The sequence below is a fragment of the Dactylosporangium sucinum genome (genome assembly GCF_014647515.1).
Classification (GTDB): Bacteria; Actinomycetota; Actinomycetes; order Mycobacteriales; family Micromonosporaceae; genus Dactylosporangium; species Dactylosporangium sucinum.
Window position 1 is genome coordinate 1 of sequence record NZ_BMPI01000113.1, and the last position, 22,116, is coordinate 22,116.

Genomic DNA, 22,116 nt, shown 5'->3' on the forward strand with positions numbered 1-22,116 from the left:
CCCCGCTCCGCCCACCGGCCCGCCACGTTCGCCACCCCACCCGCCCGCTCGACACCCCGGCACCCCGCTCCGCCCGCCCCCCGCTCCGCCCGCCCTCTCCCGCCGCCCGCCTCCTCGCGCCACCCGCCCCTCGCTCCGCGATCTTGGACTTGTGGTCCGCGATATATCCGAAATATCACCATAAAGTCGGCACCACAACTCCAAGATCGCGGAGCGAGGGCACTGAGCGCGTGACACGGGAACGAACGGCGAGCCCAACCGGCACGGACAGGCGACTCAGCCGGCGGGCGACGCGGCCCGCGGGTGACACGGGCGGCACGCGCAGACACACGGGCGGTCAGGCGGCGCGGCCGGGCAGGCGGCACCCAGGGGACACGGTCGGGGAGGCACGGGGGCCAGTCGCGGTGGCGTCCAGGCGGCGCGAGCAGCGCGGGCGAGGTCGGGCGGCACGGGTGGCCGGGCGCCACGGGCGAGCAGGCATGGCGGCCTGATCCTGGCGGGCGGCGCGGACGCCGGGCGCGGACGCCGGGCGCGGGCCGGGACACTCCCCGGCCCGCGGTGGATGACGCTCAGGAGCCGAAGAAGACCTCGGCCTCGGTGTAACGCTCGACCGGCACGGTCTTCAGTTCGCGGGTGGCGTCGGCGAGCGGCACGCGGACGATGTCCGTGCCCTGCAGCGCGACCATCTTGCCGAAGTCGCCCTCGTGGACCGCGTCGATCGCCTGCAGGCCGAAGCGGGTGGCCAGCACCCGGTCGAAGGCGGTCGGCGTGCCGCCGCGCTGGATGTGGCCCAGCACGACCGTGCGCGCCTCCTTGCCGGTCTTCGACTCCAGCTGCTCGGCGAGCCACTGGCCGATGCCGCCGAGGCGGACGTGGCCGAAGGCGTCGAGCTCCTGGTTGTGCAGCACCATCTGGCCGTCGAGCGGCTGGGCGCCCTCGGCGACGACGACGATCGGCGCGTACTGCGTCTGGAAGCGCTTCTCGACGTAGCCCGCGACCTGCTCGACGTCGAACTGCCGCTCCGGCAGCAGGATCACGTTGGCGCCGCCGGCCAGGCCGGCGTGCAGGGCGATCCAGCCCGCGTGGCGGCCCATGACCTCGACGACCAGCGTGCGGTGGTGCGACTCGGCGGTGGTGTGCAGCCGGTCGATCGCCTCCATCGCGATGTTCACGGCGGTGTCGAAGCCGAAGGTGTAGTCGGTCGCGCCGAGGTCGTTGTCGATCGTCTTCGGCACGCCGACGACGTTGACGCCCAGGTCGGTCAGCTTGGCCGCGACGCCCAGCGTGTCCTCGCCGCCGATCGCGACGAGCGCGTCGATGCCCAGGTCGGCCAGGTTGGACTTGATCTTCTCGACGCCGCCGTCGATCTTGAATGGGTTGGTGCGCGACGAACCCAGGATCGTGCCGCCCCGCGGGAGGATGCCACGCACCTGGGCGATGCCCAGCTCACGGGTGATGCCCTCGAGAGGACCACGCCAACCGTCACGGAAGCCCACGAACTCGTGGCCGTAGGTCGAGATCCCCTTGCGGACCACGGCACGGATGACCGCGTTGAGGCCGGGGCAGTCGCCGCCCCCGGTCAGTACGCCGATACGCATGCTTGATCTTGCCTTCCTGGTTGCGCCCGGCCCGCGGTCGGGCGGGGCCGAGCCGGAGGTACCCGCTCATGGCGACGCTGCCGATTCACAGCGCACTGTAGTCGCTTCCCCTGAACACTCAGCAGTCATCCCCGCGGATTCCGAACATCTTCGCCGACTCGTGCTCCTGTGCCATGCGCCGCAGCGCGGCCAGGAGCGAGTCGCCCAGGATCGACCCGACGACGGCCGCGTGGAGCTTTCCCTCGGCGTCCGGGGCCCGCCCGACGAACTGCAGATCGTGCACGGCGATGCGCTCGGCGACGTCGGCGTACTGCTCCAGGAGGTCGGCGACGTCCGCTCCGACCTGCTCGAACGCGGCGAGCACCTCGGCCGCCGCCTGGCGCGCCTGCGCGTTCTGGCCGACCAGCCAGCCACGGCGCGCGACGAGCTCGTCGATGCGGACGCGGGCCGCCTCGGTCATGCCCGGCTCGTTCGTGGCGCGGGCGCTGACGGTGGACGGGAGCGCTTCGCCGAGCACCTGATGTACATCCGGATCCGGCTGATCCAAGGCCAGCAGGAGATCACGGATCGTGGCGATCGGGAGCCGCCCGATGTCCAGCAGGACCCGCACGAGGCGGAGCCGCTGCACGTGACGGTCGTCATAGCGGGCCTGGTTCGGGCTCGTCAGCTCGCCGGGCGGAAGAAGGCCCTCACGCAGGTAGTACTTGATGGTGGGGACCGGGACGCCGGTCTTCTGACTCAGTTCGGCGATGCGCATGGAACTCCTTCCGACCTTGACATGGATAGTGTAGCTTCCCAATAGCGGACAGCACCGCTATCCATTCGGGGAGGCTTCGATGCGTGTCGCTCAGCTCCACCGCCCGTTGATCGTCGTCGCCGTGCTGATGGCCGCGCTCGCCATCGGTACCGCGGCCGGCATGGCCCTCGACGACCGGACCCTCCTGGGTGTCCCGGTCTGGCTCAAGCCCTTCAAGTTCGCCGTCTCCATCGCCATCTACTCCGTCACCATCGCCTGGCTCATCTCGCTCCTCGACCGCCGCAAGCGCCTCGGCTGGTGGATCGGCACCGTCATCGCCGGCACCATGCTCGTCGAGATGGTGATCATCGTCGGCCAGGCGAGCCGCGGTCACCAGAGTCACTTCAACAACCAGACACCGCTCGACGCCACGCTGTACAGCGTGATGGGCTCGACGATCGCGATCGCCTGGCTGAGCACCGGGTTCCTGGCGATCCTGCTGCTCATCGAGCGGCTGCCGGACCGGCCGGCCGCGCTCGCCGTGCGGTTCGGGCTGCTCGTGGGCCTGGCCGGGATGGGCGTCGGCTTCCTCATGACCATGCCGACGAAGGCCCAGCTGGACAGCGACTCGGACATCATCGGCGCGCACGCGGTCGGCGTGGCCGACGGCGGGGCCGGGCTCCCGCTGGTCAACTGGTCGACGACCGGCGGCGACCTGCGCGCCGGGCACTTCATCGGCATGCACGCGCTGCAGGCGCTGCCGCTGCTCGCGTTCGGCCTGGTCCTGCTCTCGCGGCGGTTCCACCGGCTGCGCGCCGACCGCGTCCGGGCGCGGCTGGTGACGGTGGCCGGCATCGCGTACGCCGGGCTGACCGTCATCGTCACCTGGCAGGCCTTGCGCGGCCAGTCGATCGCGCACCCGGACGGGCTGACGCTGGGAGCCTTCGCCGCCCTGGTGGCGTTCGCGCTGCTCGGCACGGTGTGGGCCGGGCGGGCACCGGCCGTCGTCGCCGACGAGCGCGTGCCGGCCGGGGTGGCCTGATGGCGGAGCTGCTCTTTCAGCTGGCGTTTCCAGCGGTCGTACCGTTCTGGGCGCTCATGATCGTCGCACCCACCTGGCGGTGGTCGCAGCGGATCGCCGCCTCGACGCTCATCGCGCTGCCGGCGCTGGTGGTGTGGGCCCTGGCGATCTCGCCCGTGTTCGGCGACTTCGCCCAGGAGATGCTGAACCCGTCGCTGGCCGGCGTCCGGTCGCTGTTCGCGGACGACCGCGTGATCGCGGCGGTGTGGGCCCAGGTGCTGGCGTGGGACCTGCTGGTGGGCCGCTGGATGTACCTCGACAGCCGCGAGCGCCGCATCCACCCGCTGGTCATGGCACCGATCCTGGTGCTGACCATCCTGCTGTCGCCGCTCGGCCTGCCGCTGTACCTCGTGGTGCGCCTCACTCGGGGCGCATGACCTTCCAGCGGGCCAGGTTGTGCCGGGCGTCGACGAGGGCGTCGTGCCGCCCCTCGACGACCGGCAGGCCGGGCCGCCCGGCGTCGTCCCACAGCTGCCGGAGATCCTTCGTGAACCGCGGGATCTCCCGCGGCAGGGCCGGCATGTTCCCCCAGAGCTGCGCGAGGGCGACGTGGTCGTAGGCCGCGTACCAGGCCCAGAGCTCCAGCTCGTCGGCCTCCCCGCTGCGCAGCGGCTCGGTGAGGAAGTCGAGCAGCTCCTCGCGGATCCGCTCCCGCGAGCGCCAGACCTTCTCGGCGGGCGAGGGAAGCTTGTCGAGCACGTGCTTGCGCACCCAGGCCCCGGCGCGGGACTCGTCGAACTCGGTCGACACGGCGTAGTACTCCCGACCGCGCTCGTCGACGACCCCGATCGACACGAGGTCGATCAGCCGCCCGTCCTCGATGAACTCACAGTCGTAGAAATAGCGATACGCCGACACCGCACCCATCCTGCCCGGCCGCCCGCACCGAGATCCACCCGGGTCCCGCCCCGCCATGATCCATGGAGGATTCCGGCTGCCATGGCGACCAGAACTCGCCATCGATCATGAACCCGGCCTCGACGTCGGACCCCCGCCCCGATTCGTCCCGCCCGACCCGTGCCGGTCACCTCGGTTGGGGCTGGCTCAAATCGTATATATCCGAAATTTCACCCGAGCGGCACGACCGCGGCGGGCAAGCCCACCGGCGCGCCCATGATCGTGGGAACCATCTGACTGCCCCGACAACCAGAAGTGTCCCTTGATCATGGGCGCGCGGCGCGGAGGCGGCGCGGGAGACAGGGACGGAGCCGGACAGAGACGGAGCCAGAAGGGAGGGAGGCGGACGGGGGCCCGCACGTCGACGCCGGCGGCGGCGCGGACCGGGCGCTCGGAGCCGATGCCGGCGCGTCGCCGCGGCCGGCCTCGAAAGTGGGCCGCCGGGCGGCCGCGCCCAATGGGCGACGAATTCGCTGCCGTCAATCAGGACTTCCCACGCCGAATCAGGCCGGCGCAACACACACGCCCGGATTGCACTGCCAACTTCGGCGCGTGGCCGTCGGCGCCTCGGCCGGCCCGGGATTATCCGCCGCATCCGGCGCACGGGGGCGAAAAGCCGCGAAAACCCGGCGGCCGGGTCGCGGATGCTCGCACCACCCGCGGCCCGGCCGCACCCCTCTCCATGCCCCCCGCCCCCCAGCGGTTTGCGTGGTGGCACTAGCCTGCCTCCGTCGTCATGTGCAGGCTGTCGGTGAGCCGATGCGGGGGATGTACAGACTCCGACAGGCGCGTCATGATCTGGTAGAAGTTCATTACCGTGCTTGTGATCACCACGGGGTGATCATGAGACCGATCAACGCTGAACCGGGAGGGGTTTGACCGTGGAGGGTCGACTGCCAGATCCCGGCGACGCACTGACCGGCGTGGACATGTTCAGTGGTCTGGATCCCGATGTTCGTCAACGGGTCATCCAGGCGGCGGTGCCTCGGACATACCGCAAAGGCCAGCTGCTGTTCGTCGAAAACGATCCGGGCGAGTCACTCATCGTGCTCAAGCGCGGTGCCGTGATGGTGTTCCGGACCGCCGCGACCGGCGAGCGCGCGGTCCTTTCCGTCGTGCGGCCGCCCGACGCGCTCGGCGAGGTGTCCCTGCTCGACGGCGCCGGCCGGTCCGCCTCCGCCGAGGCGATCGAGGACTGCCAGGCGCTCGCGCTCTCCCGCCACGCCTTCATCGAGCTGGTCCACGCCAACCCGCGGATCCTCGACGCCGTCATGCGCTCGCTCGGCGGGCTCATCCGGCGCCTCACCGAGCAGAACGCCGACCACGTCTTCCTCGACCTGCCGGGACGGGTCGCCAAGACGCTGGTCCGGCTGGCCGGCGAGACCAACGCGCCCATGGTCACCATCGAGCTCAACCAGAGCCAGCTCGCCGAGATGGCCGGCGGCTCGCGGCAGAGCGTCAACCAGGCGATCGGCTCGTTCGCCAGCCGCGGCTGGCTGCGCACCGAGGGCCGGCGGATCGTGGTGACCGACCTGAGCGCGCTGCGGCGCCGGGCGGGGATGACCGAGCGGTAACCCGTTCAGCCATCGACGTCCGGACGGGCGGCCGGGTCGCACCCAGCCGTCCGTCCGGTTTTTCCATGCCCAGAACGAACCCCCTCAATGGGCGGCTGGCGCGACACGCCGTCACGTGAATGCCCTCAACGCTGCGCATTCACGCGATCCCTGTCCGTACACCTGGTCGGTGCGACGCCGCCGTGTGAGGATGGGTCTCTCAGCGAGTTCGGGAGTGTCGGCGATTTCCAGTCAGTGCGCACGCTGCGGCCGTCAGGCGGGCGAGGGCGACCGGTTCTGCGGCGGTTGCGGCGCCGAGCTGACCACCGCCTGCGCCAGCTGCGGCCGCACCCTGAGCCCGGACGCCGCCTTCTGCACCGGCTGCGGCACGCCGGTCGGCCGCACGTCGGCGGCCCGCTCGGAGCGCCCGATCGGCCGCACGACGGTGCCCATCCCGGCGCCGCGCAGCGAGGACCGGCGGCGCATCAGCGTGCTGTTCGTCGACCTGATCGACTTCACGCCCTACGTCGAGCGGGCCGACCCCGAGCTGGTCCGCGAGCTGCAGCAGAGCTTCTTCTCGACCGCCCGCGAGGTCATCGGGCAGTACGGCGGGGTGGTCGAGAAGTACATCGGCGACGCGGTCATGGCCCTGTTCGGCGCGCCGGTCGCCACCGAGACCGACGCCGTGCGCTGCGTGCGCGCCGGCCTGGAGCTGCAGCGCGTCCTGACCCGCTACGCGAGCACCGGCGACGGCGAGCGCGCGCTGCGCTTCCGCGTCGGCGTCGCCACCGGCGAGGCGCTCGTCGACGTGGCCGCGGCCCGCGACGGCGGCCAGGCGATCGTCGCCGGCGACGTGGTCAACACCGCCTCCCGCCTGCAGTCGCTCGCCCCGCCGGGCGGCGTGCTGGTCTGCGGCAGCACGTACGGGTTGACCAAGTCCTCGATCCGCTACGAGGCCCAGCCGCCGGCCACCCTGCGCGGGCGCTCGACGCCGACCGAGGTGTGGCTCGCCCTCGCCCCGCTGCGGCGCAACCACCCCGACCGCGAGGCCGGCTCGACGCCGCTGGTCAACCGCACGCACGAGCTCAGCCTGCTGGTCAACGCGCTGCACCGGGGCCTGCGCGAGCGCACCCCGCAGCTGGTCACCGTGCTCGGCCACGCCGGCATCGGCAAGAGCCGGCTGGTCCACGAGCTGTTCCTGCACGCCGAGCGCCTGTTCGACGCGCCGGTGGCCTGGCGGACCGGCCGCTGCCCGCCGTTCGGGGAGAACGTGACGTATGCGGCGCTCGCCGACATCGTCAAGGGCCAGAGCGGCATCCTCGACACCGACAGCGCCGAGACGACCCGCGAGCGGCTCGACACCACCCTGGCCACGATCGTCGGCCACTCCGAGGCCGAGCGGCTCGCCGAGGCGCTCAGCCCGCTGGTCGGCCTGGCCGGGCCGAAGCTCGCCCCCGACGAGACCGAGTCGGCGTGGCGGCGGTTCGTCGTGGCGCTCGCCGCGCACCGCCCGACGGTCCTGGTCTTCGAGGACCTGCACTGGGCCGACGAGTCGATGATCCGCTTCGTCGAACGCCTCGGCGCCTCGGTACGAGATGTGCCGCTGTTGCTCTTGTGCACGGCGCGTCCGGAGTTCCTGGAGCGCAACCCGAGCTGGGCGGGGGCCGTGGCCGGGTCGGTCACGATCACGCTGCCGCCGCTGCGCGACGCCGAGATCGCGACCATGTACGCCCACCTGCTCGGGCAGGCGGCCTTCCCGTCCGCGTCGCTCAACTCGCTCGTCGAGCTCGCGGACGGCAACCCGCTCTATGCCCTGGAGTACACCCGCATGCTGGCCGAGCAGGGCAGCCTGCGGGCGACCGACGCGCTCGACCGGGCGCTGCCGATGCCGGACAGCGTCCACGCCGTCATCGCCAACCGGGTCGACCTGCTCGAGGCGGCCGACCGGGCCGTCCTGCAGGCCGCCGCGGTCGTGGGCATGAACTTCTGGCCCGGCGCGGTCGGCGCCGCCATGAGCCGCCCGCCCGACGGCATCGAGCGCTCCCTGCGCCGGCTGGAGCAGCGCGACCTCATCCACGAGCAGGCGGCCTCGACGATGGCCGGCCAGACGGAGTACCGCTTCGGCCACGTCCTGGTCCGCGACGTCTGCTATCAGCGGCTCCCCCGCACCGAGCGGGTGGCGCGGCACGAGCTGACCGCCGAGTGGCTCGACGGCGTGGCCACCGACCGCGACACCGACCTCGCCGAGGTCGTCGCCAACCACCGCTACACGGCGTACGAGATCGCCCGCTCGCTGGGGCTCGACGCCGCGCGGTACAGCGTGCCGGCCCGCGAGGCGCAGCACCGGGCGGCCCGGCGCACGTACCTGCTGCACGCCCTCGACGCCGCCGCCGCGCACGCGGGCAAGGCCCTGGCGCTGTGCGACGACGAGACCGACCCGCTCGAGCGGCTGCGCATCGAGCAGCTGGCCACCGAGATCCGCTTCTACGCCGATCCGGAGGGCTTCCTCGGCACCGGCGGCGCCGAGCAGCTGGTGACCCTGGCCGAACGGCTCTACGCCGCGGGCGACCAGGCCGGCGCGGCGCGGGCGTGGACCGTGCGCGGCCAGGCGGCCTGGCTGCGCGCCGACCGCCTCGACGCGCTGTCCTGCCTCGACCGCGCGGTGGAGCTCTTCGACGAGCTGCCCGACGACCCGGCCAAGGCCGACGCGTATGCCGAGCTGGGCCGCCTGCACATGCTGAACTTCGAGGTCGAGCCCGCGGTTGCCGCGGCCAGCGCGGCCGCCGAGATCGCCGACCGGCTGGGCCTGGTCGAGGTCGCCACCAGCGCGCGCATCACGATCGGCACGGCGCTCTTCCAGGCCGGCGACCGGGCCGGGCTGGTCGAGCTGCAGTCGGCCCTGGAGGTGTGCCGCGAGCAGCGGCTGCAGTCGGAGCACCGGGCCCTGCGCAACGTCTCGTGGGCGCTGCGCGAGGACGGCGACTGGACCGCCTCGCAGGCCCTGCTGGAGAACAGCCGCAACGCCGTCCCCGGCAGCCGCACGCTCACCACCGGCTACTCCGACGTCGCCCAGAACGCGTACTTCACCGGCGACTGGCCCGCGCTCATCAAGGCCGCCGAGGCGGCCAGCGCCGAGTCCGGCTCCGAGTGGGACCTGCAGATCGTCGGCGCGCACGCCTGGATGAACATCCTGTCGTCGCTGGAGCCGGAGCCGGTCGACGACGGGATCGAGGAGCTGATCGCCGCCGGCCGGCGCAGCGGCTTCTACCGGCTGCAGTGGACCGTCCTGGGCCACGGCGCGCTGTCGCGGGCCCTGCAGGGCCGCGCCCGCGAGGCCGAGGCCCTCATCGTCGAGCTGGCCAAGACCTGGCGCGAGGTGCGCGCGATCGCCAGCGGCGAGTGGATCGACGCGACCGCCCACGCGGCCGTCCTGTCCGGGCGGGTGGCGATGATGGCCGTCCGCGACATGCTCGCCGACGTGCCGCACCGCACCCCGTGGGTCGAGGCGGCGATGCGCACGATCATCGGCGCGATCGCGTTCGTCGACGAGGACTTCGCCCGGGCCGCCGACATGCACCTGGCCGCGGCCGAGCTCTACGCCGAGATCCCCAACGCCTCCGCCCGGGCGCTGTCGCTCACCTGGGCGGTGCAGGCGCTGGCCCGGCTGGGCGACGAGGAGCGCCTGGAGCCGTGGCGCAGCGAGCTGGTCGCGTTCGCCGACCAGGCCCGCGCCCCCCGCCTGCTGCAGCTCGCCGGCCTGCGCGTCCCGCCCCCGTGACGCCGCTCCCACCGCTCACCGCCGCGGTGAGAGCGCCGGAGGGACTCGGGTCCGCGCAAGGCACGACCGTCGCTCCCGCCATTCACCGCTCGTGGCGCCGGTCCCTCAAGGACCGGCGCCACGGACGCTGCCGTCGCCGTCGTCCCAAGGGCCCGCGGGCGCACGCCCGCGCCCGGCGTCCGCGGTGGCCGGCGAGCTAAGCGGCGACCGGCTGCTTGGCGGCCGCGTTCTTGACCTTCTGGGCGTACATGTCGATGTACTCGCGGCCGGACAGCACCATCAGCTCGTACATGATCTCGTCGGTGACGGCGCGCTCGATGAAGCGGTCGCCCGCCATCCCCGCGTAGCGTGAGAAGTTGAGGGCCGGGCCGAAGCGGATGTGCACCCGCTTGAGGTTCGGCAGACGCTGCCCGATCGGTTGGACCTTGTCCATGTTCATCATCGCCACCGGTACCACCGGAGCCCCCGACTCCAGGGCGAGCCGTGCCACCCCCGTCTTGCCCCGGTAGAGCCGCCCGTCGGGCGACCGGGTCCCCTCGGGGTAGATGCCGAAGATCCCGCCCGCGCGCAGGATGTTCAGGCCGACCTCGAGGGCCGCGCGCGCGGCCTTGCCGCCGGAGCGGTCGATCGGGACCTGGCCGGTGCCGGCGAAGAAGAGCCTGGTGAGCCAGCCCTTCAACCCTTTTCCGGTGAAGTACTCCGCTTTGGCCGGGAACGTCACCCGGCGCCGGACACTGAGCGGCATGAATATCGAGTCGGCGAATGAGAGGTGGTTGCTGGCGATGATCACCGGCCCCTGGGCCGGGACGTGCTCCAAGCCTTCCACCTTCGGGCGGAAGACAAGCTTCAACACAGGCCCGAGGACGATGTACTTCAGGAGCCAGTAGAGCACGGCCAACCTTTCAAGATCGCGCGACAATCGGTGATGACCGTCGCAATGAGCGTACGAAGCAGTACGGCACACCACAACGCACTCCCGGAAGCACGCCCGGGCATGTCAGGATTTCGAGCAGCGGTACTTTCGCGGCGCACCCGGCCGCCGCGAGGATCACCGCGGGGAGGGGCGAGCTGTGGCAGGGGGTGGGGCTCGGCGCGGCCGGCGGGACAACGGGCTGGTAGCGCAGGAGTACGCGGTGGTAGGCGACGTCGATCCCCGCGTCGGGGAGCATCTCCTCGACGTGCTGGCGGCCGGCGGCATTGCCGCATACCTACAGCCTGCCACTGATCTGCACCCGGTGACGCGCACCACGACGCTGCCCGCGCGCCCGACCGACCGGCTCTACGCTGATCGGGACCACCTCGCGACGGCACAGGACTACCTCGCCCAACTGACCTCCGTGCCGGAACAGCACATCCCCCCGGCCGAGGCGGCCCAGCCGGCCACGGCGAGCCCGGAGCAGCAGGAGACGAAGACGAGCCGCAAGTCGGACGACGAGACGTTCGCCAGCATCATCGCGGGCTTCCACACGACCGTCGACCCCACCAGCGCCCCCTGGCCCGCCGCCGAGGACCTGGACTCCTCCAGCCCGGCGGTCGCCGACATGGACAACGAGCCGGCCCCGCGCACCTCGCTGCGCCGGCCGTCCGAGTCCGTCGACCGGTCGCTGCTCGACAGCCTCGACACGTTCGGCGCCGACCTGCCCGACGACGATGACGAGGGGTATACGCCCCCTCCCCCGCCGCCGCTGCCCCGCTTCGCGCCGGCGACGGTGCTGGCCGTGCTGGGCCTGGTCGCCGGCCTGATCCTGCTGTTCTGGCCCGACCTGCTGCCGCTCGGCGCGCAGACCACGCTCTTCCTCGGGTTCGCGGCCGTGCTGGCCGGGTTCGTCACGCTGATCCTCCGCCTGCGCCCGGGCGACGAGGAGGACGACGACCCGGACAACGGCGCCCGGGTCTAAGGCCTGTTGCATCACTGGGGCCGGGCTGCGGCGGGCCCAGATTCCGTCTGGCGCCACCCCGCGAAAGCCGGGTTACAACACCGGTAGCCAGACTTCCGCGGGGCGACGCCAGACGAAATCTGGACTCCGCCTCGCTGCGACCCCAGTGATCCAACAGGCCTTAGCGCGCCTTCTCCAGCCAGTCGAGGATCGCGTCGATCGGCTCCTGCCAGCGCGCGTCCAGCATGAGGTCGTGCCCCATGCCCGGGAACAGCAGCGGTGAGCCGCCGTAGCGGCGCGCCACCCACTCCAGCGCCGACCCGGCGACGACCTTGTCGTCGGGGCTGCCGACCACGAGCACCGGCGGGTCGCCGACCGGCGCCTCCGGCTGGTGGCGGCGGATCAGCTCGCGCTGGGCGCCGGACGGCACGCGCTGCAGCCGCCGCGCGTACCCCTGGGCGACCGTGCCCTGCACCGCCCGGCTGAGCAGTTGGGAGGCCGACAGCGACACCCGCCCGCCGAACAGGCCGGGCAGCGTGCCGCCCGGGTTGCGCCGCAGCAGGCCGAACGCGGTGCCGAGGCCGCCGAAGACCGGGGCGACGAGCACCCCGGCGCGCACCGGGTAGCGGGCCATCGCCATGGCCACGACCAGCGCCCCGGCGCCGTGCCCCACGAGGACCGCCTGCTTGGGCAGTCCCGCGGCGACCTGGGTCACGTCGTGCACGTAGTCGCGCAGGCGCGCCTCAGGGTCGGCGCCGCTCCCTCCGTGGCCGCGGAGACTCATCGCGTACCCCGGGAAGCCGCGGGCGGCGGTGTGCTCCAGCCAGTGCTGGGCGAACGCCCACGCGCCGTGGCCGTAGCCGGGGACGAACAGCACGGGCGGCCCGTGCTCGGCGCCGTCCGGCGCCGCGTCCAGCACCTCGCGCCGGACCGGGGACGGAGGGTTCGCCCACTCGTCCGAGCGCATCACCCGCGTGGTCAACGGACCGCCTCCAGCTCGTGCAGGGACTTCTCCAGCTCGCGCAGGTACACGAAGTGGCTGACCTCGAACCAGTGCCGCGTCGAGTCGGTCACCTTGCCCTGGGTGTACCGCCGGTCGCCCTCCTGCCGCAGCCGCGCGTAGAGGGCCTGCACCTTGTCGGGCGCGGCGTCGAGCACCCGCAGCCACTGCGCGATGAACACGGTCTGCCAGTGCGACAGCGTGAACAGCGCCGAGTCGGGCTGCAGCAGCCCGGCCACGGCCAGCGTGGGGTGGGTGCGGGACAGCATCTGCAGCGCCAGGCGGGGCCGGCCGGCGCCGTCGGTCGACAGCAGCTCGGGGGCGAGGAACTCGAACCGCGGCAGGTAGCCGGTCGCGAACACCACCAGGTCGGGCTCGACGACGGTGCCGTCGGCCAGCGTCACCGCGCTGTGGCCGAAGTGCTTGACGTCGGGCACCGCCGTGACGCCGCCGTGGCCCAGGTAGTACGGGAGCTGGCTGTTGACCAGCGGGTGCATCTCCAGGATGCCGTGGTCCGGCTTGGGCAGCCCGAACCGGGTGAGGTCGCCGACGGTCATCTTGATCGTGCGGTGCAGCAGCCACTGCCGGACCTTGAACGGCAGGCGCATCGCCAGGATCCGGTCGTTGACCTGGTCGGCCGGCTTGCCGAGGGCGAACTTCGGCGCGTACCAGTACCCCCGCCGGGTCGAGTGCCAGCACTTCGCCGCCTGCTGCGCCGCCTCGACCGCGATGTCGCAGCCGGTGTTGCCGGCCCCGACGACGAGGACCTTCTTGCCCCGCAGCTGGGAGGCATCCTTGTACTGGCTGGCGTGGATGACCTTCCCGCGGAAGTCGGCCAGCCCCTCGTAGTCGGGCATCTTCGGCGCCCAGTTGTGCCCGTTGGCCGCGACCACGGCGGCATACCGCATGGTCCGCGGCGCACCCCCGCGCGACCCCTTGACGGTCACGTCCCAGCGCGGCGGCCCGCCGGCGGCGTCCTCGGCCGGCTCGACCCGCGCGACCTCGGTGCCGAACCAGATGTGGTCCCGCAGCGAGAAGTGGTCGGCGTAGCGCTCGAAGTAGGCGAGCAGCTGGGAGTGGTGCGGATAGTCCGGCCAGTCGTCGGGCATCGGGAAGTCGGGGAACTGGGTGAAGGGCTTGGACGAGATGAGGTGGGTGCTGCTGTACACCGGGCTGCGGTCGTGCCGCCAGTTCCACGCCCCGCCGACGCCCGTCTCCCGCTCGTAGCAGTCGACCCCGAACCCGGCCTCGCGGAGGTTCTTGATCGCGGTCAGCCCGGTCCCGCCCGCCCCGATGACACAGACGGTGTCCCCGCGGTCGTAGACGGGCTCCCCGTCCCGCCAATGCGTAGCGTTGCCGGCAAGCTCAGATGCAAACTCGTCGAATCGCCCGTCCGAACCCACCGCGCCCGTCTCCGCTCTCCGCCGATTCCTGCGCGCAGATACTCGTCCGATCCCCGGGGGTTTGTCCAGTCCCGACCATAGGGCCATAATGTAGGTCGTGAGCCGCCTGTCGTACGAACAGCGCCGCCCGTGGACCGTCCCCGACACGCTTGACGAGCTGCAGGGCCCCACCCACGGCGTCGTCCACCTGCCGAACCACCTCGACTGGTCCGAGCAACGCGTCTATGACCTGGACAACCCCAAAGATCTCGGCGTCATGTACGAGGTCGTGATCCGGGAATCGACGACCCCGGCCGATCAACGCCGATACCTCAATGGGCCGATCCTGCGAGCCGTCTGGCATCGACTGTGGCTGTCGCGGTTCGTTCGCGACCTATGGGAGTCCCGCTTCCCCGAACTGCGCTCGGCGGGCCACTGATGCTGCCGCTGCACTCCCGAATGATCCGGGTGGCGCTGCGAGCGATCGACTCCTACGGATTCTGCCTGGCCGGCGGCTACGCGATGCAGGCGCACGGCTTCGTGGACCGGATCTCCGAGGACGTCGATCTCTTCACCACCATGGCCTCGGCCAAGCACTTCCCGAAGGCGGTCCGGGCGGTCACCGAGGCGCTGACCAAGGACGGCCTCACGTGCGAACTCACGCTACGGTTCGAGACGTTCGCCCGGTTCGCGATCGGCGACCCGGAGACCGGCGAGACCACGAAACTCGAGCTCGGCACGGACTGGCGCGCGAAGAACCCGGTCGCGCTCGGGATCGGTCCCGTGCTCCATCCCGACGATGCCGTCGCGAACAAGGTGAACGCCCTGTTCAACCGGGCGGCGTTTCGTGACTTCATCGACGTGCACGGTGCGCTGACCGACGGGCGGTACACCCCCGGGGACCTGCTTCGGCTCGGCGGCGAGCACGACGCGGGGTTCAATGCGCCGTACTTCGCGCAAGCGCTGCGGTCCGTCGACCGCTTCGGCGAGCTCGCGTTCCGCGTCTACGGCCTCACCGACGAGCAGGGTGAGGCCATCAAGCGGCGCATGCTCGCCTGGGCGGACGAGATCGCGGGCTAGTCGAACTCCAGGTCGACGACGACCGGGAAGTGGTCGCTCGCCGCTCGGGCCTCCGGGGTGTCCACCACGTCGTACTGGAGCACCGTCATCCGCGGGTCGGCGAAGACCGCGTCCAGGCGTTCCCGCGGGCCCGTGCAGGGGAACGTGTGGCGTTCGTCCGCGCCCGCGGCGTCCGTCAGGCCGTCGGCGATCATGCGCCAGGCCGCGCCGCCCGAGTTCTCGTTCAGGTCGCCGCCGAAGAGCAGCGGCTCCGGGACCTCGTTCATGTGCTGCTTCAGCAGCTCGGCCTGGGACGGGCGCTCGGTCGCGTCCACCGACAGGTGCGACCCCACGGCGACGAACGTGGACCGGCCGACGCGGCAGCGCACGAAGGCGGCGCCGCGCATGTGGCGGCCGGGGGTCAGCGGATACCGGATGTTCCAGCTCTCGACCGCCCGCACGCGCAGGTTGGTGAGGATGAGGTTGCCCAGCGCCGGGAGCCCTCCCCCGCCGACCACCAGCTCGAAGTCGCGGGCCAGGTCGGCCGACTTCTGCCGCCACCGGAACCGGCGCGGCGCCTCCTGCAGGATCGCCACGTCGGGGGCGACCCCGCGGACGACGGCGGCCAGCGACCGCCGGTCGTCCTTCAGGCCGTGGACGTTGTAGGAGAGCACCCGGAGCTTCGTCATCGCGTCACACCCGGGCCAGGTCCGCCGCTCCGGCCACACCCGCCAGGTTGCCCATGAGCGCCGGGCGCACCTCGGCGACGGGCAGCCGGCCGCGCTGGGCCAGCTGCTCCTCGTAGCTGGCGCGGGCGGGCTTCATGAGCAGGTCGCCGGCCTCGATCACGCCGCCGCCGACCACGATCACCTGCGGGTCGAACAGCTGGACCAGGTCGGCGAAGGCGACCCCGAGCCAGCGGCCGACCTGCTCGAAGGCGCCGATCGCGACCGGGTCGCCGCTGCGGGCGGCCTGCGTGATCGCCGGGCCGTCGATCCGGTCGACCTCGCCGCCGGCCAGGCCGAGCAGCTGCTCGGCCGCCTCCGGGCGCTCGCGGGCGTCGGCGCGGGCGAACCGGACCAGGGCCCGGCCGCTCGTGTACTGCTCCAGGCAGCCGTGGCGGCCGCAGCCGCACGGGTGGCCGCTGGGGACCATCATCGTGTGGCCCAGCTCGCCGGCGATGCCGTTGGCGCCGCGGATGAGGTTGCCGCCGATGATGATCCCGCCGCCGATGCCGGTGCCGACCGTGATCAGCACCATCGAGTCGTCGGCGTCGTGGGCGGCGCCGAACCGGAACTCGGCCCAGGCCGCCGCGTTGCCGTCGTTCTCCACGACCACCGGCAGCCCGACGGCCGCCGTGATCTTGTCCCGCAGCGGCTCGTTGCGCCAGGCCAGGTTGGGCGCGAACTGCACGATCGAGCGGGTCGCGTCGATCCAGCCGGCCGCGCCGATGCCGACCGCGTCGACCGGGTGGGCGGCGGACAGCTCCCTGATCACCTCGATGATCCGGTCCGCGGTCTCGCCCGGGTCCTGGGCCGGCGTGTCCCGCCGGGTCTGCGCGAGGACGTCGCCGGCCGAGTCGACGACCCCGCCGAGCACCTTGGTTCCGCCGATGTCGACGCCGATGGTCAGCCCCACTGTGGGTGTTCCTCTCGTTCAGCTTTCCGAGGTGGCCGATCGCCAGACGTCGTCGTCTTCGTCGGAGTTTTCGGGTTTGGCGGTACCCGGGGAGCCCTGAGACGACCCGAAGGAGCGAAGGACGCCGGCCAGCCCCACCGCGATGTCCCCGACGCCGGTCGCGAGACGCTCGGCGAAGTCCGGGTCGGGGTCGCGGGCGGCGGCGATCGCCTTGCAGACGGGGCAGACGCAGCACTCGGCGGAGCCGGTCGCGAAGCCGGCGGTGCTGTTGGCGGCCATGGACAGCGCGGCGAGGGCGGTCGCCACCAGCCGCTCGGCCTCCTCGCGCGGGTCCCGGTTCATGCGACCTCCGCTCCGCTCCGGCCGCACGAACTCCACCCTGAGCCCATGATGAGCGGCCTCCTACGCTTCGCTCCGGAACCGCTCATGATCCGGCCTCGACCCGGCGCTTGAGCTCCTTGAGGGCCGTGTCCATGATCATCTTCTCGGCCTTGCGCTTGAACATGCCGAGCATGCCGATCGCCAGCTCGACGGCGAGCGAGTAGGTGACGGTCGAGGTGCCGTCGGCGTTGGCGCCGATGTCGTACGAGCCGTTCTGCTGCCGCTGCATCTTCGACGGCGCCACCAGGCTCCACTCGATGCGGCTGAGGTCCTCGGCGTACTCATACTGCAGCGTGTACTCATCGGTGACGGGGCCGGAGTCGAGCACGAAGCGGACCTGGCTGGCATACCCGTCCTCGTACTCCTCGACCACCTCGGTCGACTTCACCGCCGCCACCCATTCCGGGTAGTGCGCGAAGTCGGCGATGACCGCGGCGACCCGCTCCGGGGGCGCGTCAATGACGATCGACTGCGTCGAAGTGTCGGCCATGCGTGGCAGGCTACCTCTGCCCGCGTAGTGACGGAGCGTCGGCTCGCCGCCCATCGACGTGGCGGGACGGGGCTCAGGTAGGTTTCCTGTACGGGCTACACAGATGTGAAATGAGGAGCCGGACGTGCGCGAGTTCTCCGTTCCCGCCGCGGTGACCGTCGCCGAGACTGCCACGCTGACCGACCCGGTCTGGGACAATGCGGCAGCGGCGCCCGACGCCGTGCAGTTCGAGCGCCGCGTCGGCGATCAGTGGCAGGAAATCACCTGCGCTGGGTTCCTCGATCAGGTCGTCGCCCTGGCCCGCGGCCTGCTGGCGGCCGGCATCGAGCCGGGCGAGCGGGTGGCCCTGATGAGCAAGACCCGCTACGAGTGGACGCTGATCGACTACGCGATCTGGACCTGCGGCGCGGTGACCGTGCCGATCTACGAGACGTCGAGCCCCGAGCAGGTCGCCTGGATCCTGGAGGACTCGGGCGCGGTCGCCTGCTTCGTCGAGACCGACGCGCACCGCGACGTCGTGAGCCAGGCCCGCGACCGGGCGCCCGCGCTCGCCCACGTCTGGCAGATCGACGGCGCCCGCGGGGCGATCGAGGAGCTGGGCGCCGACGGGGCCGCGATCCCCCGCGAGGACGTCGACCGGCGCCGCGCCGCGACGAAGGCGGACGACCTCGCCACGATCATCTACACCAGTGGTACCACCGGGCGGCCCAAAGGCTGCATGATCACCCACCGCAACATGCTCAGCGACATCGTCAACGCGGTCCCGGAGCTCCGGTCGCTGTTCAACGAGGGCGCGCGCACGCTGCTGTTCCTGCCGCTGGCGCACTCCTTCGCCCGGCTCATCCAGATCGGCGTGGTGCAGGCGCGGGCCACCATGGGCCACACCTCCGACACCAAGAACCTCGCCGACGTGCTCAGGAGCTTCCAGCCGACGTTCGTGCTGTCGGTGCCGCGGGTGTTCGAGAAGGTCTACAACACCGCGAAGCAGCGCGCCCACGCCGACGGCAAGGGCTCGATCTTCGACCGGGCCGAGCGCGTCGCCATCGCCTACAGCCAGGCCGAGGGCCGCCCCGGGCTGGCCCTGAAGCTGCAGCACACGCTGTTCGACCGGCTCGTCTACAGCAAGCTGCGGGCGGCGCTCGGCGGCCGCTGCGAGCGGGCGATCTCCGGCGGCGCCCCGCTCGGCGAGCGGCTCGCCCACTTCTTCCGCGGCATCGGCGTGACGATCTACGAGGGGTATGGGCTGACCGAGACCTCCCCGGCCACCAACGCCAACCGGGACACCGGCGAGCGCATCGGCACCGTCGGGCGGCCCCTGCCGGGCGTCACGATCCGCATCGACGACGACGGCGAGATCCTGGTGCAGGGCGACATCGTCTTCCGGGGGTATTGGAACAACCCCACGGCGACGAGCGAGGCGATCGACGAGGCGGGCTGGTTCCACACCGGCGACCTCGGCGAGCTCGACGACGACGGCTACCTGCGCATCACCGGCCGCAAGAAGGAGATCATCGTCACCGCGGCCGGCAAGAACGTCGCACCGGCCGTGCTGGAGGACCGGGTCCGCGCCCACGCGCTGGTCAGCCAGTGCATGGTCATCGGCGACCGGCAGCCGTTCATCGCCGCCCTGGTCACCATCGACCCCGACGCCCTCCCGGCCTGGAAGAAGGCCAACGGCAAGCCCGACGACGCGACCGTCGCCGACCTGGCCGACGACGCCCAGCTGCGCGCCGAGGTCCAGCAGGCGGTCGACGAGGCGAACCAGGCGGTGTCGAAGGCCGAGGCGATCAAGGTCTTCCGGATCCTGTCCCGCGACTTCACCGAAGCGACCGGAGAGCTCACCCCCTCGTTGAAGGTGAAGCGGAACGTCGTGATGAAGGAGTATGCGGGCGACGTCGCCGCCATCTACGAACGCTGACCCTCGTGCCCCCCACACGAAAGGGATCGCTGTTGTCCGACCTGCCGGTCCTGGGCGAGCGCCCGCGAAGCGCCGTGATCGCCGTCCGCGTCCTGATGCTCGCGCTGGTCGCGACGCTGCTGCTGATCGACGGCGCGCGGCCCGCCGAACTGCTCTGGCTCACCCTGCTGCTCACGGCGGCGGCGATCGCCACCGTGGCGCCGCCGGGCCACCGGGTCGCGCAGCTCGGGCGGATGGCGGAGGTGCTGATCACCGCGTTCGCGGCATCGACGCTGCACTCCGACGCGGGAGCGATCCTGGTGTACCTTCCGGTGCCGATCATCGGGGCCGCGTTCGCGGACGGCCGGCGGGTCGCCTGGCTGTTCCTGGCCGCGGCGACGGCCCTGCTCACCGTCGGCGGGGCGGTGGAGGGCGTGCTCGACGAGCGGGCGTATGTCATGGTGGGCGTCCAGTGGCTCCTCCTGGCCGGCGTCGCCGCCTTCCAGACGGGGATCTTCCAGCGGGTGCTGCTGGCGCGCCGGCCCGACGACGCGCCCCAGCCCTACGCGGAGGCGACCCGCCTGCTCACCCAGCTGCGCAGCGTGGCCCGGCAGCTGCCCGGCGCCACCCTCGACCCGGGTGGCCTGGCCGAGCACCTGCTCGACGAGGTGCGGGCCACGGTGCCGGCGGTGCGCGGGGCGGTGCTGTCCAGCAGCGGCGGCGGCCGGCTGGTCGTGCTGGCCCAGGCGGGCGTCGAGCGGCTCGACTGGGAGACCGGGCTCGACACCGAGAGCGCCGTCGCCGACGCCTGGGCGAGCCAGCAGCCGGTGACCTCGGGCCGCTCGCAGGCCCGGTCGGTGACCGGCGGCCGGAGCATCACGTCCCTGGTCGTCCCGCTGATCGCCGGGGTGCGCACGATCGGGCTCATCGTCCTGGAGAGCGACTCCTCCGGGGCGTATCCGCCGGCGCTCGTCTCCCGCGTCACCGCGATCACCGGACCGGCCGCGCTGCGGCTGGAGGCGGCGCTGCTGTTCGACGAGGTCCGCTCGCTGGCCACGACCGAGGAGCGGCAGCGGCTGGCCCGGGAGATCCACGACGGCGTGGCCCAGGAGCTGGTGATGGTCGGGTACGGCATCGACAACGCGCTCGCCGCCCTGCCCGACGCCGACGCCACCCAGGAGGAGCTGCGGGTCCTGCGGGCCGAGGTCACCCGCGTGATCACCGAGCTGCGGCTCTCGCTGTTCGAGCTGCGCAGCGAGGTCGACCGCTACGGGGGATTGACGGCCGCGATTGCCGACTACGCCCGCACCGTGGGGGCCTCCGCCGGCCTGCGCGTCCACCTCTCGCTCGACGAAAGCACGGCCCGACTGCCCGCCGCGGTTGAGGCAGAACTACTGCGCATCGCCCAGGAAGCCATCACCAACGCGCGGAAACATGCCGGCGCGGAGAATCTTTGGGTAACGTGCGCGGTCGATCCACCGTTCGCACAGGTAGAAATCTCCGACGACGGCAGCGGCATCGGCGAAAACCGCCCGGACGGGCGCTATGGTCTTGCGATCATGGCCGAGAGGGCGGAACGTATCCGGGGCCGGTTGGAGATCACGCCGCGCGTGCCGAATGGGACCACAGTGGCGGTTGTGCTCGGAACCGCACCGCGTGCGCGGTAGCGTGAAGGCACCCAGAGGGAGAGAGCACCGGGAATGTCGACTACCGCGACGCCGACGACTCGCACCAAAGTGCTGCTCGTCGACGACCACGATCTGATCCGCCGAGGCCTGCGCCACGCGTTCGAACGCGACCGCCAGTTCGAGGTCGTCGGCGAGGCCGCCACCGCGGCCGAGGCCATCCGCCAGGCCGGCGCCCTGCAGCCCGACGTCGTGATCATGGACCTCCGGCTGCCCGACGGCAGCGGCCTGGAGGCGACCCGCGCCCTGCGCAAGACCAGCAGCAACATGGGCATCGTGGTCCTGACCATGTATGCCGGGGACGACCAGCTCTTCGGCGCCCTGGAGGCCGGCGCCTCCGCGTTCGTGCCGAAGACCGCCCCCGCCGACGAGGTCGTCGCCGCGGCCCGGCACGCCGCCTCGGCCCCCAGCGCGTTCACCGCCGCCGACCTGGCCGAGGCGATGAAGCGCCGCCTGGCCCCGAGCGGCCCGCAGCTGTCCCCGCGCGAGGGTCAGGTCCTGCGCCTGCTCGCCGACGGCATGAGCGTGGCCGGCATCGCCAAGCAGCTCTTCGTCTCCGAGTCGACGGCGAAGACCCACATCTCGAAGCTGTACGAGAAGCTGGGCGCCGCCAACCGCGCGCAGGCCCTGATGACCGCGCTCCGCCTGGGGCTGCTGGAGGCCCCGGACGCCCCCAAGTTCTAACCGTCCACCGCTCCTTGCGTTCGCCTCCGGATCGCGCCGTGCTCCCCACGGCGCGATCGCCATTTTGCATTGACTTGAACCGATCGCACCGCGACGCGGAAATGCCCACTCCGGCGGCCCGCCCGCATTTGCCGCGGCCGCCTTTTCCCGAACGGAAGAACACCGCCGGACAATCCCCGGCGCGCGGATCAGTCGCGCGGCCGCCCCCCTCGCCGGCCGCGCCGCTCTCGTCCACAATCATGGGAAACTTCCGGTCGTCCGGGCAGCCGAAGGCTTCCCACGATCATGGAGCCGCCTCCCGACGCCCGCCGCTTCGCCGACGCGACCGCCCCCGCGACCCCCCCACCGCGACCCGCCCCCGCGACCCCCCCACCGCGACC

19 protein-coding genes and 1 pseudogene are annotated in these 22,116 nt (G+C 72.1%); 10 read left to right on the forward strand and 10 right to left on the reverse strand.

Features of this window, described 5'->3' with window-relative positions; translation table 11 throughout:
• Positions 1–569: 569 nt before the first annotated feature.
• Positions 570–1,598 carry a 6-phosphofructokinase gene (locus IEZ31_RS53175; RefSeq protein WP_190257821.1) on the reverse strand — a complete coding sequence of 343 codons (1,029 nt, stop codon included), beginning with the start codon at positions 1,596–1,598 and terminating at the stop codon, positions 570–572.
• A 118-nt stretch (positions 1,599–1,716) separates the two neighbouring features.
• Complete coding sequence (locus IEZ31_RS53180) at positions 1,717–2,355, reverse strand: MerR family transcriptional regulator (RefSeq protein WP_190257822.1); 639 nt, start codon at positions 2,353–2,355, stop codon at positions 1,717–1,719.
• A gap of 79 nt (positions 2,356–2,434) precedes the next feature.
• Here IEZ31_RS53180 and IEZ31_RS53185 point away from each other — a divergent pair, with 79 nt between their 5' ends.
• Positions 2,435–3,376 (forward strand): hypothetical protein, encoded by a 942-nt coding sequence (locus IEZ31_RS53185; protein ID WP_190257823.1) that lies wholly within the window; start codon positions 2,435–2,437, stop codon positions 3,374–3,376.
• Entirely contained in the window at positions 3,376–3,792 is a 417-nt protein-coding gene (locus IEZ31_RS53190) for an ABA4-like family protein (protein ID WP_190257824.1), read from the forward strand. Before IEZ31_RS53185 ends, IEZ31_RS53190 begins: the two co-directional genes overlap by 1 nt.
• On the opposite strand, the gene IEZ31_RS53195 is transcribed toward IEZ31_RS53190, so the two are convergent.
• Positions 3,776–4,273 (reverse strand): polyadenylate-specific 3'-exoribonuclease AS, encoded by a 498-nt coding sequence (locus IEZ31_RS53195; RefSeq protein WP_229837210.1) that lies wholly within the window; start codon positions 4,271–4,273, stop codon positions 3,776–3,778. The genes IEZ31_RS53190 and IEZ31_RS53195 overlap by 17 nt on opposite strands.
• A 920-nt stretch (positions 4,274–5,193) precedes the next feature.
• On the opposite strand from IEZ31_RS53195, the gene IEZ31_RS53200 reads away from it, so the two are divergent.
• Positions 5,194–5,886: a Crp/Fnr family transcriptional regulator gene (locus IEZ31_RS53200; protein WP_190257826.1), complete on the forward strand. Its 693-nt coding sequence runs from the start codon at positions 5,194–5,196 to the stop codon at positions 5,884–5,886.
• 214 nt (positions 5,887–6,100) lie between these two features.
• A complete protein-coding gene (locus IEZ31_RS53205) occupies positions 6,101–9,643 on the forward strand; it encodes an ATP-binding protein (RefSeq protein WP_229837212.1) in 3,543 nt (1,180 codons plus the stop codon).
• 196 nt (positions 9,644–9,839) lie between these two features.
• Here IEZ31_RS53205 and IEZ31_RS53210 read toward each other — a convergent pair whose 3' ends face one another.
• Positions 9,840–10,535 (reverse strand): lysophospholipid acyltransferase family protein, encoded by a 696-nt coding sequence (locus IEZ31_RS53210; protein WP_190257828.1) that lies wholly within the window; start codon positions 10,533–10,535, stop codon positions 9,840–9,842.
• 178 nt (positions 10,536–10,713) lie between these two features.
• On the opposite strand from IEZ31_RS53210, the gene IEZ31_RS53215 reads away from it, so the two are divergent.
• Complete coding sequence (locus IEZ31_RS53215) at positions 10,714–11,541, forward strand: DUF308 domain-containing protein (RefSeq protein WP_190257829.1); 828 nt, start codon at positions 10,714–10,716, stop codon at positions 11,539–11,541.
• A 160-nt stretch (positions 11,542–11,701) separates the two neighbouring features.
• On the opposite strand, the gene IEZ31_RS53220 is transcribed toward IEZ31_RS53215, so the two are convergent.
• Positions 11,702–12,487: an alpha/beta hydrolase gene (locus tag IEZ31_RS53220; protein ID WP_190257839.1), complete on the reverse strand. Its 786-nt coding sequence runs from the start codon at positions 12,485–12,487 to the stop codon at positions 11,702–11,704.
• A gap of 11 nt (positions 12,488–12,498) precedes the next feature.
• Positions 12,499–13,815, reverse strand: coding sequence for a flavin-containing monooxygenase (locus IEZ31_RS53225; protein ID WP_229837214.1), 1,317 nt, complete (start codon positions 13,813–13,815; stop codon positions 12,499–12,501).
• A gap of 205 nt (positions 13,816–14,020) precedes the next feature.
• On the opposite strand from IEZ31_RS53225, the gene IEZ31_RS53230 reads away from it, so the two are divergent.
• On the forward strand, positions 14,021–14,341 hold the full coding sequence (locus tag IEZ31_RS53230; protein WP_190257831.1) for a hypothetical protein: 321 nt from the start codon (positions 14,021–14,023) through the stop codon (positions 14,339–14,341).
• The gene (locus IEZ31_RS53235) at positions 14,341–14,982 is read left to right on the forward strand and encodes a nucleotidyl transferase AbiEii/AbiGii toxin family protein (protein WP_190257832.1); all 642 of its coding nucleotides are present in this window, start codon (positions 14,341–14,343) and stop codon (positions 14,980–14,982) included. Before IEZ31_RS53230 ends, IEZ31_RS53235 begins: the two co-directional genes overlap by 1 nt.
• On the opposite strand, the gene IEZ31_RS53240 is transcribed toward IEZ31_RS53235, so the two are convergent.
• From IEZ31_RS53240 to IEZ31_RS53255, 4 genes and pseudogenes are all read right to left on the reverse strand, one after another.
• Positions 14,979–15,650, reverse strand: coding sequence for an endonuclease/exonuclease/phosphatase family protein (locus IEZ31_RS53240; protein ID WP_190257833.1), 672 nt, complete (start codon positions 15,648–15,650; stop codon positions 14,979–14,981). The two genes, IEZ31_RS53235 and IEZ31_RS53240, sit on opposite strands and share 4 nt — an antisense overlap.
• 4 nt (positions 15,651–15,654) lie before the next feature.
• Positions 15,655–16,599 carry an ROK family glucokinase gene (locus IEZ31_RS53245; RefSeq protein WP_190257834.1) on the reverse strand — a complete coding sequence of 315 codons (945 nt, stop codon included), beginning with the start codon at positions 16,597–16,599 and terminating at the stop codon, positions 15,655–15,657.
• A gap of 101 nt (positions 16,600–16,700) precedes the next feature.
• Positions 16,701–16,941 (reverse strand): annotated as a pseudogene (locus IEZ31_RS53250) (hypothetical protein); the annotation flags it as partial.
• 82 nt (positions 16,942–17,023) lie between these two features.
• Positions 17,024–17,470: an SRPBCC family protein gene (locus IEZ31_RS53255; protein ID WP_190257836.1), complete on the reverse strand. Its 447-nt coding sequence runs from the start codon at positions 17,468–17,470 to the stop codon at positions 17,024–17,026.
• A 124-nt stretch (positions 17,471–17,594) separates the two neighbouring features.
• Here IEZ31_RS53255 and IEZ31_RS53260 point away from each other — a divergent pair, with 124 nt between their 5' ends.
• The 3 genes from IEZ31_RS53260 (at position 17,595) to IEZ31_RS53270 (ending at position 21,736) form a co-directional block, all read left to right on the forward strand.
• The gene (locus IEZ31_RS53260; RefSeq protein ID WP_190257837.1) at positions 17,595–19,388 is read left to right on the forward strand and encodes an AMP-dependent synthetase/ligase; all 1,794 of its coding nucleotides are present in this window, start codon (positions 17,595–17,597) and stop codon (positions 19,386–19,388) included.
• A gap of 95 nt (positions 19,389–19,483) precedes the next feature.
• Complete coding sequence (locus tag IEZ31_RS53265) at positions 19,484–21,034, forward strand: sensor histidine kinase (RefSeq protein ID WP_190257840.1); 1,551 nt, start codon at positions 19,484–19,486, stop codon at positions 21,032–21,034.
• 33 nt (positions 21,035–21,067) lie between these two features.
• Positions 21,068–21,736: a response regulator transcription factor gene (locus tag IEZ31_RS53270; protein ID WP_190257838.1), complete on the forward strand. Its 669-nt coding sequence runs from the start codon at positions 21,068–21,070 to the stop codon at positions 21,734–21,736.
• Positions 21,737–22,116 lie beyond the last annotated feature (380 nt).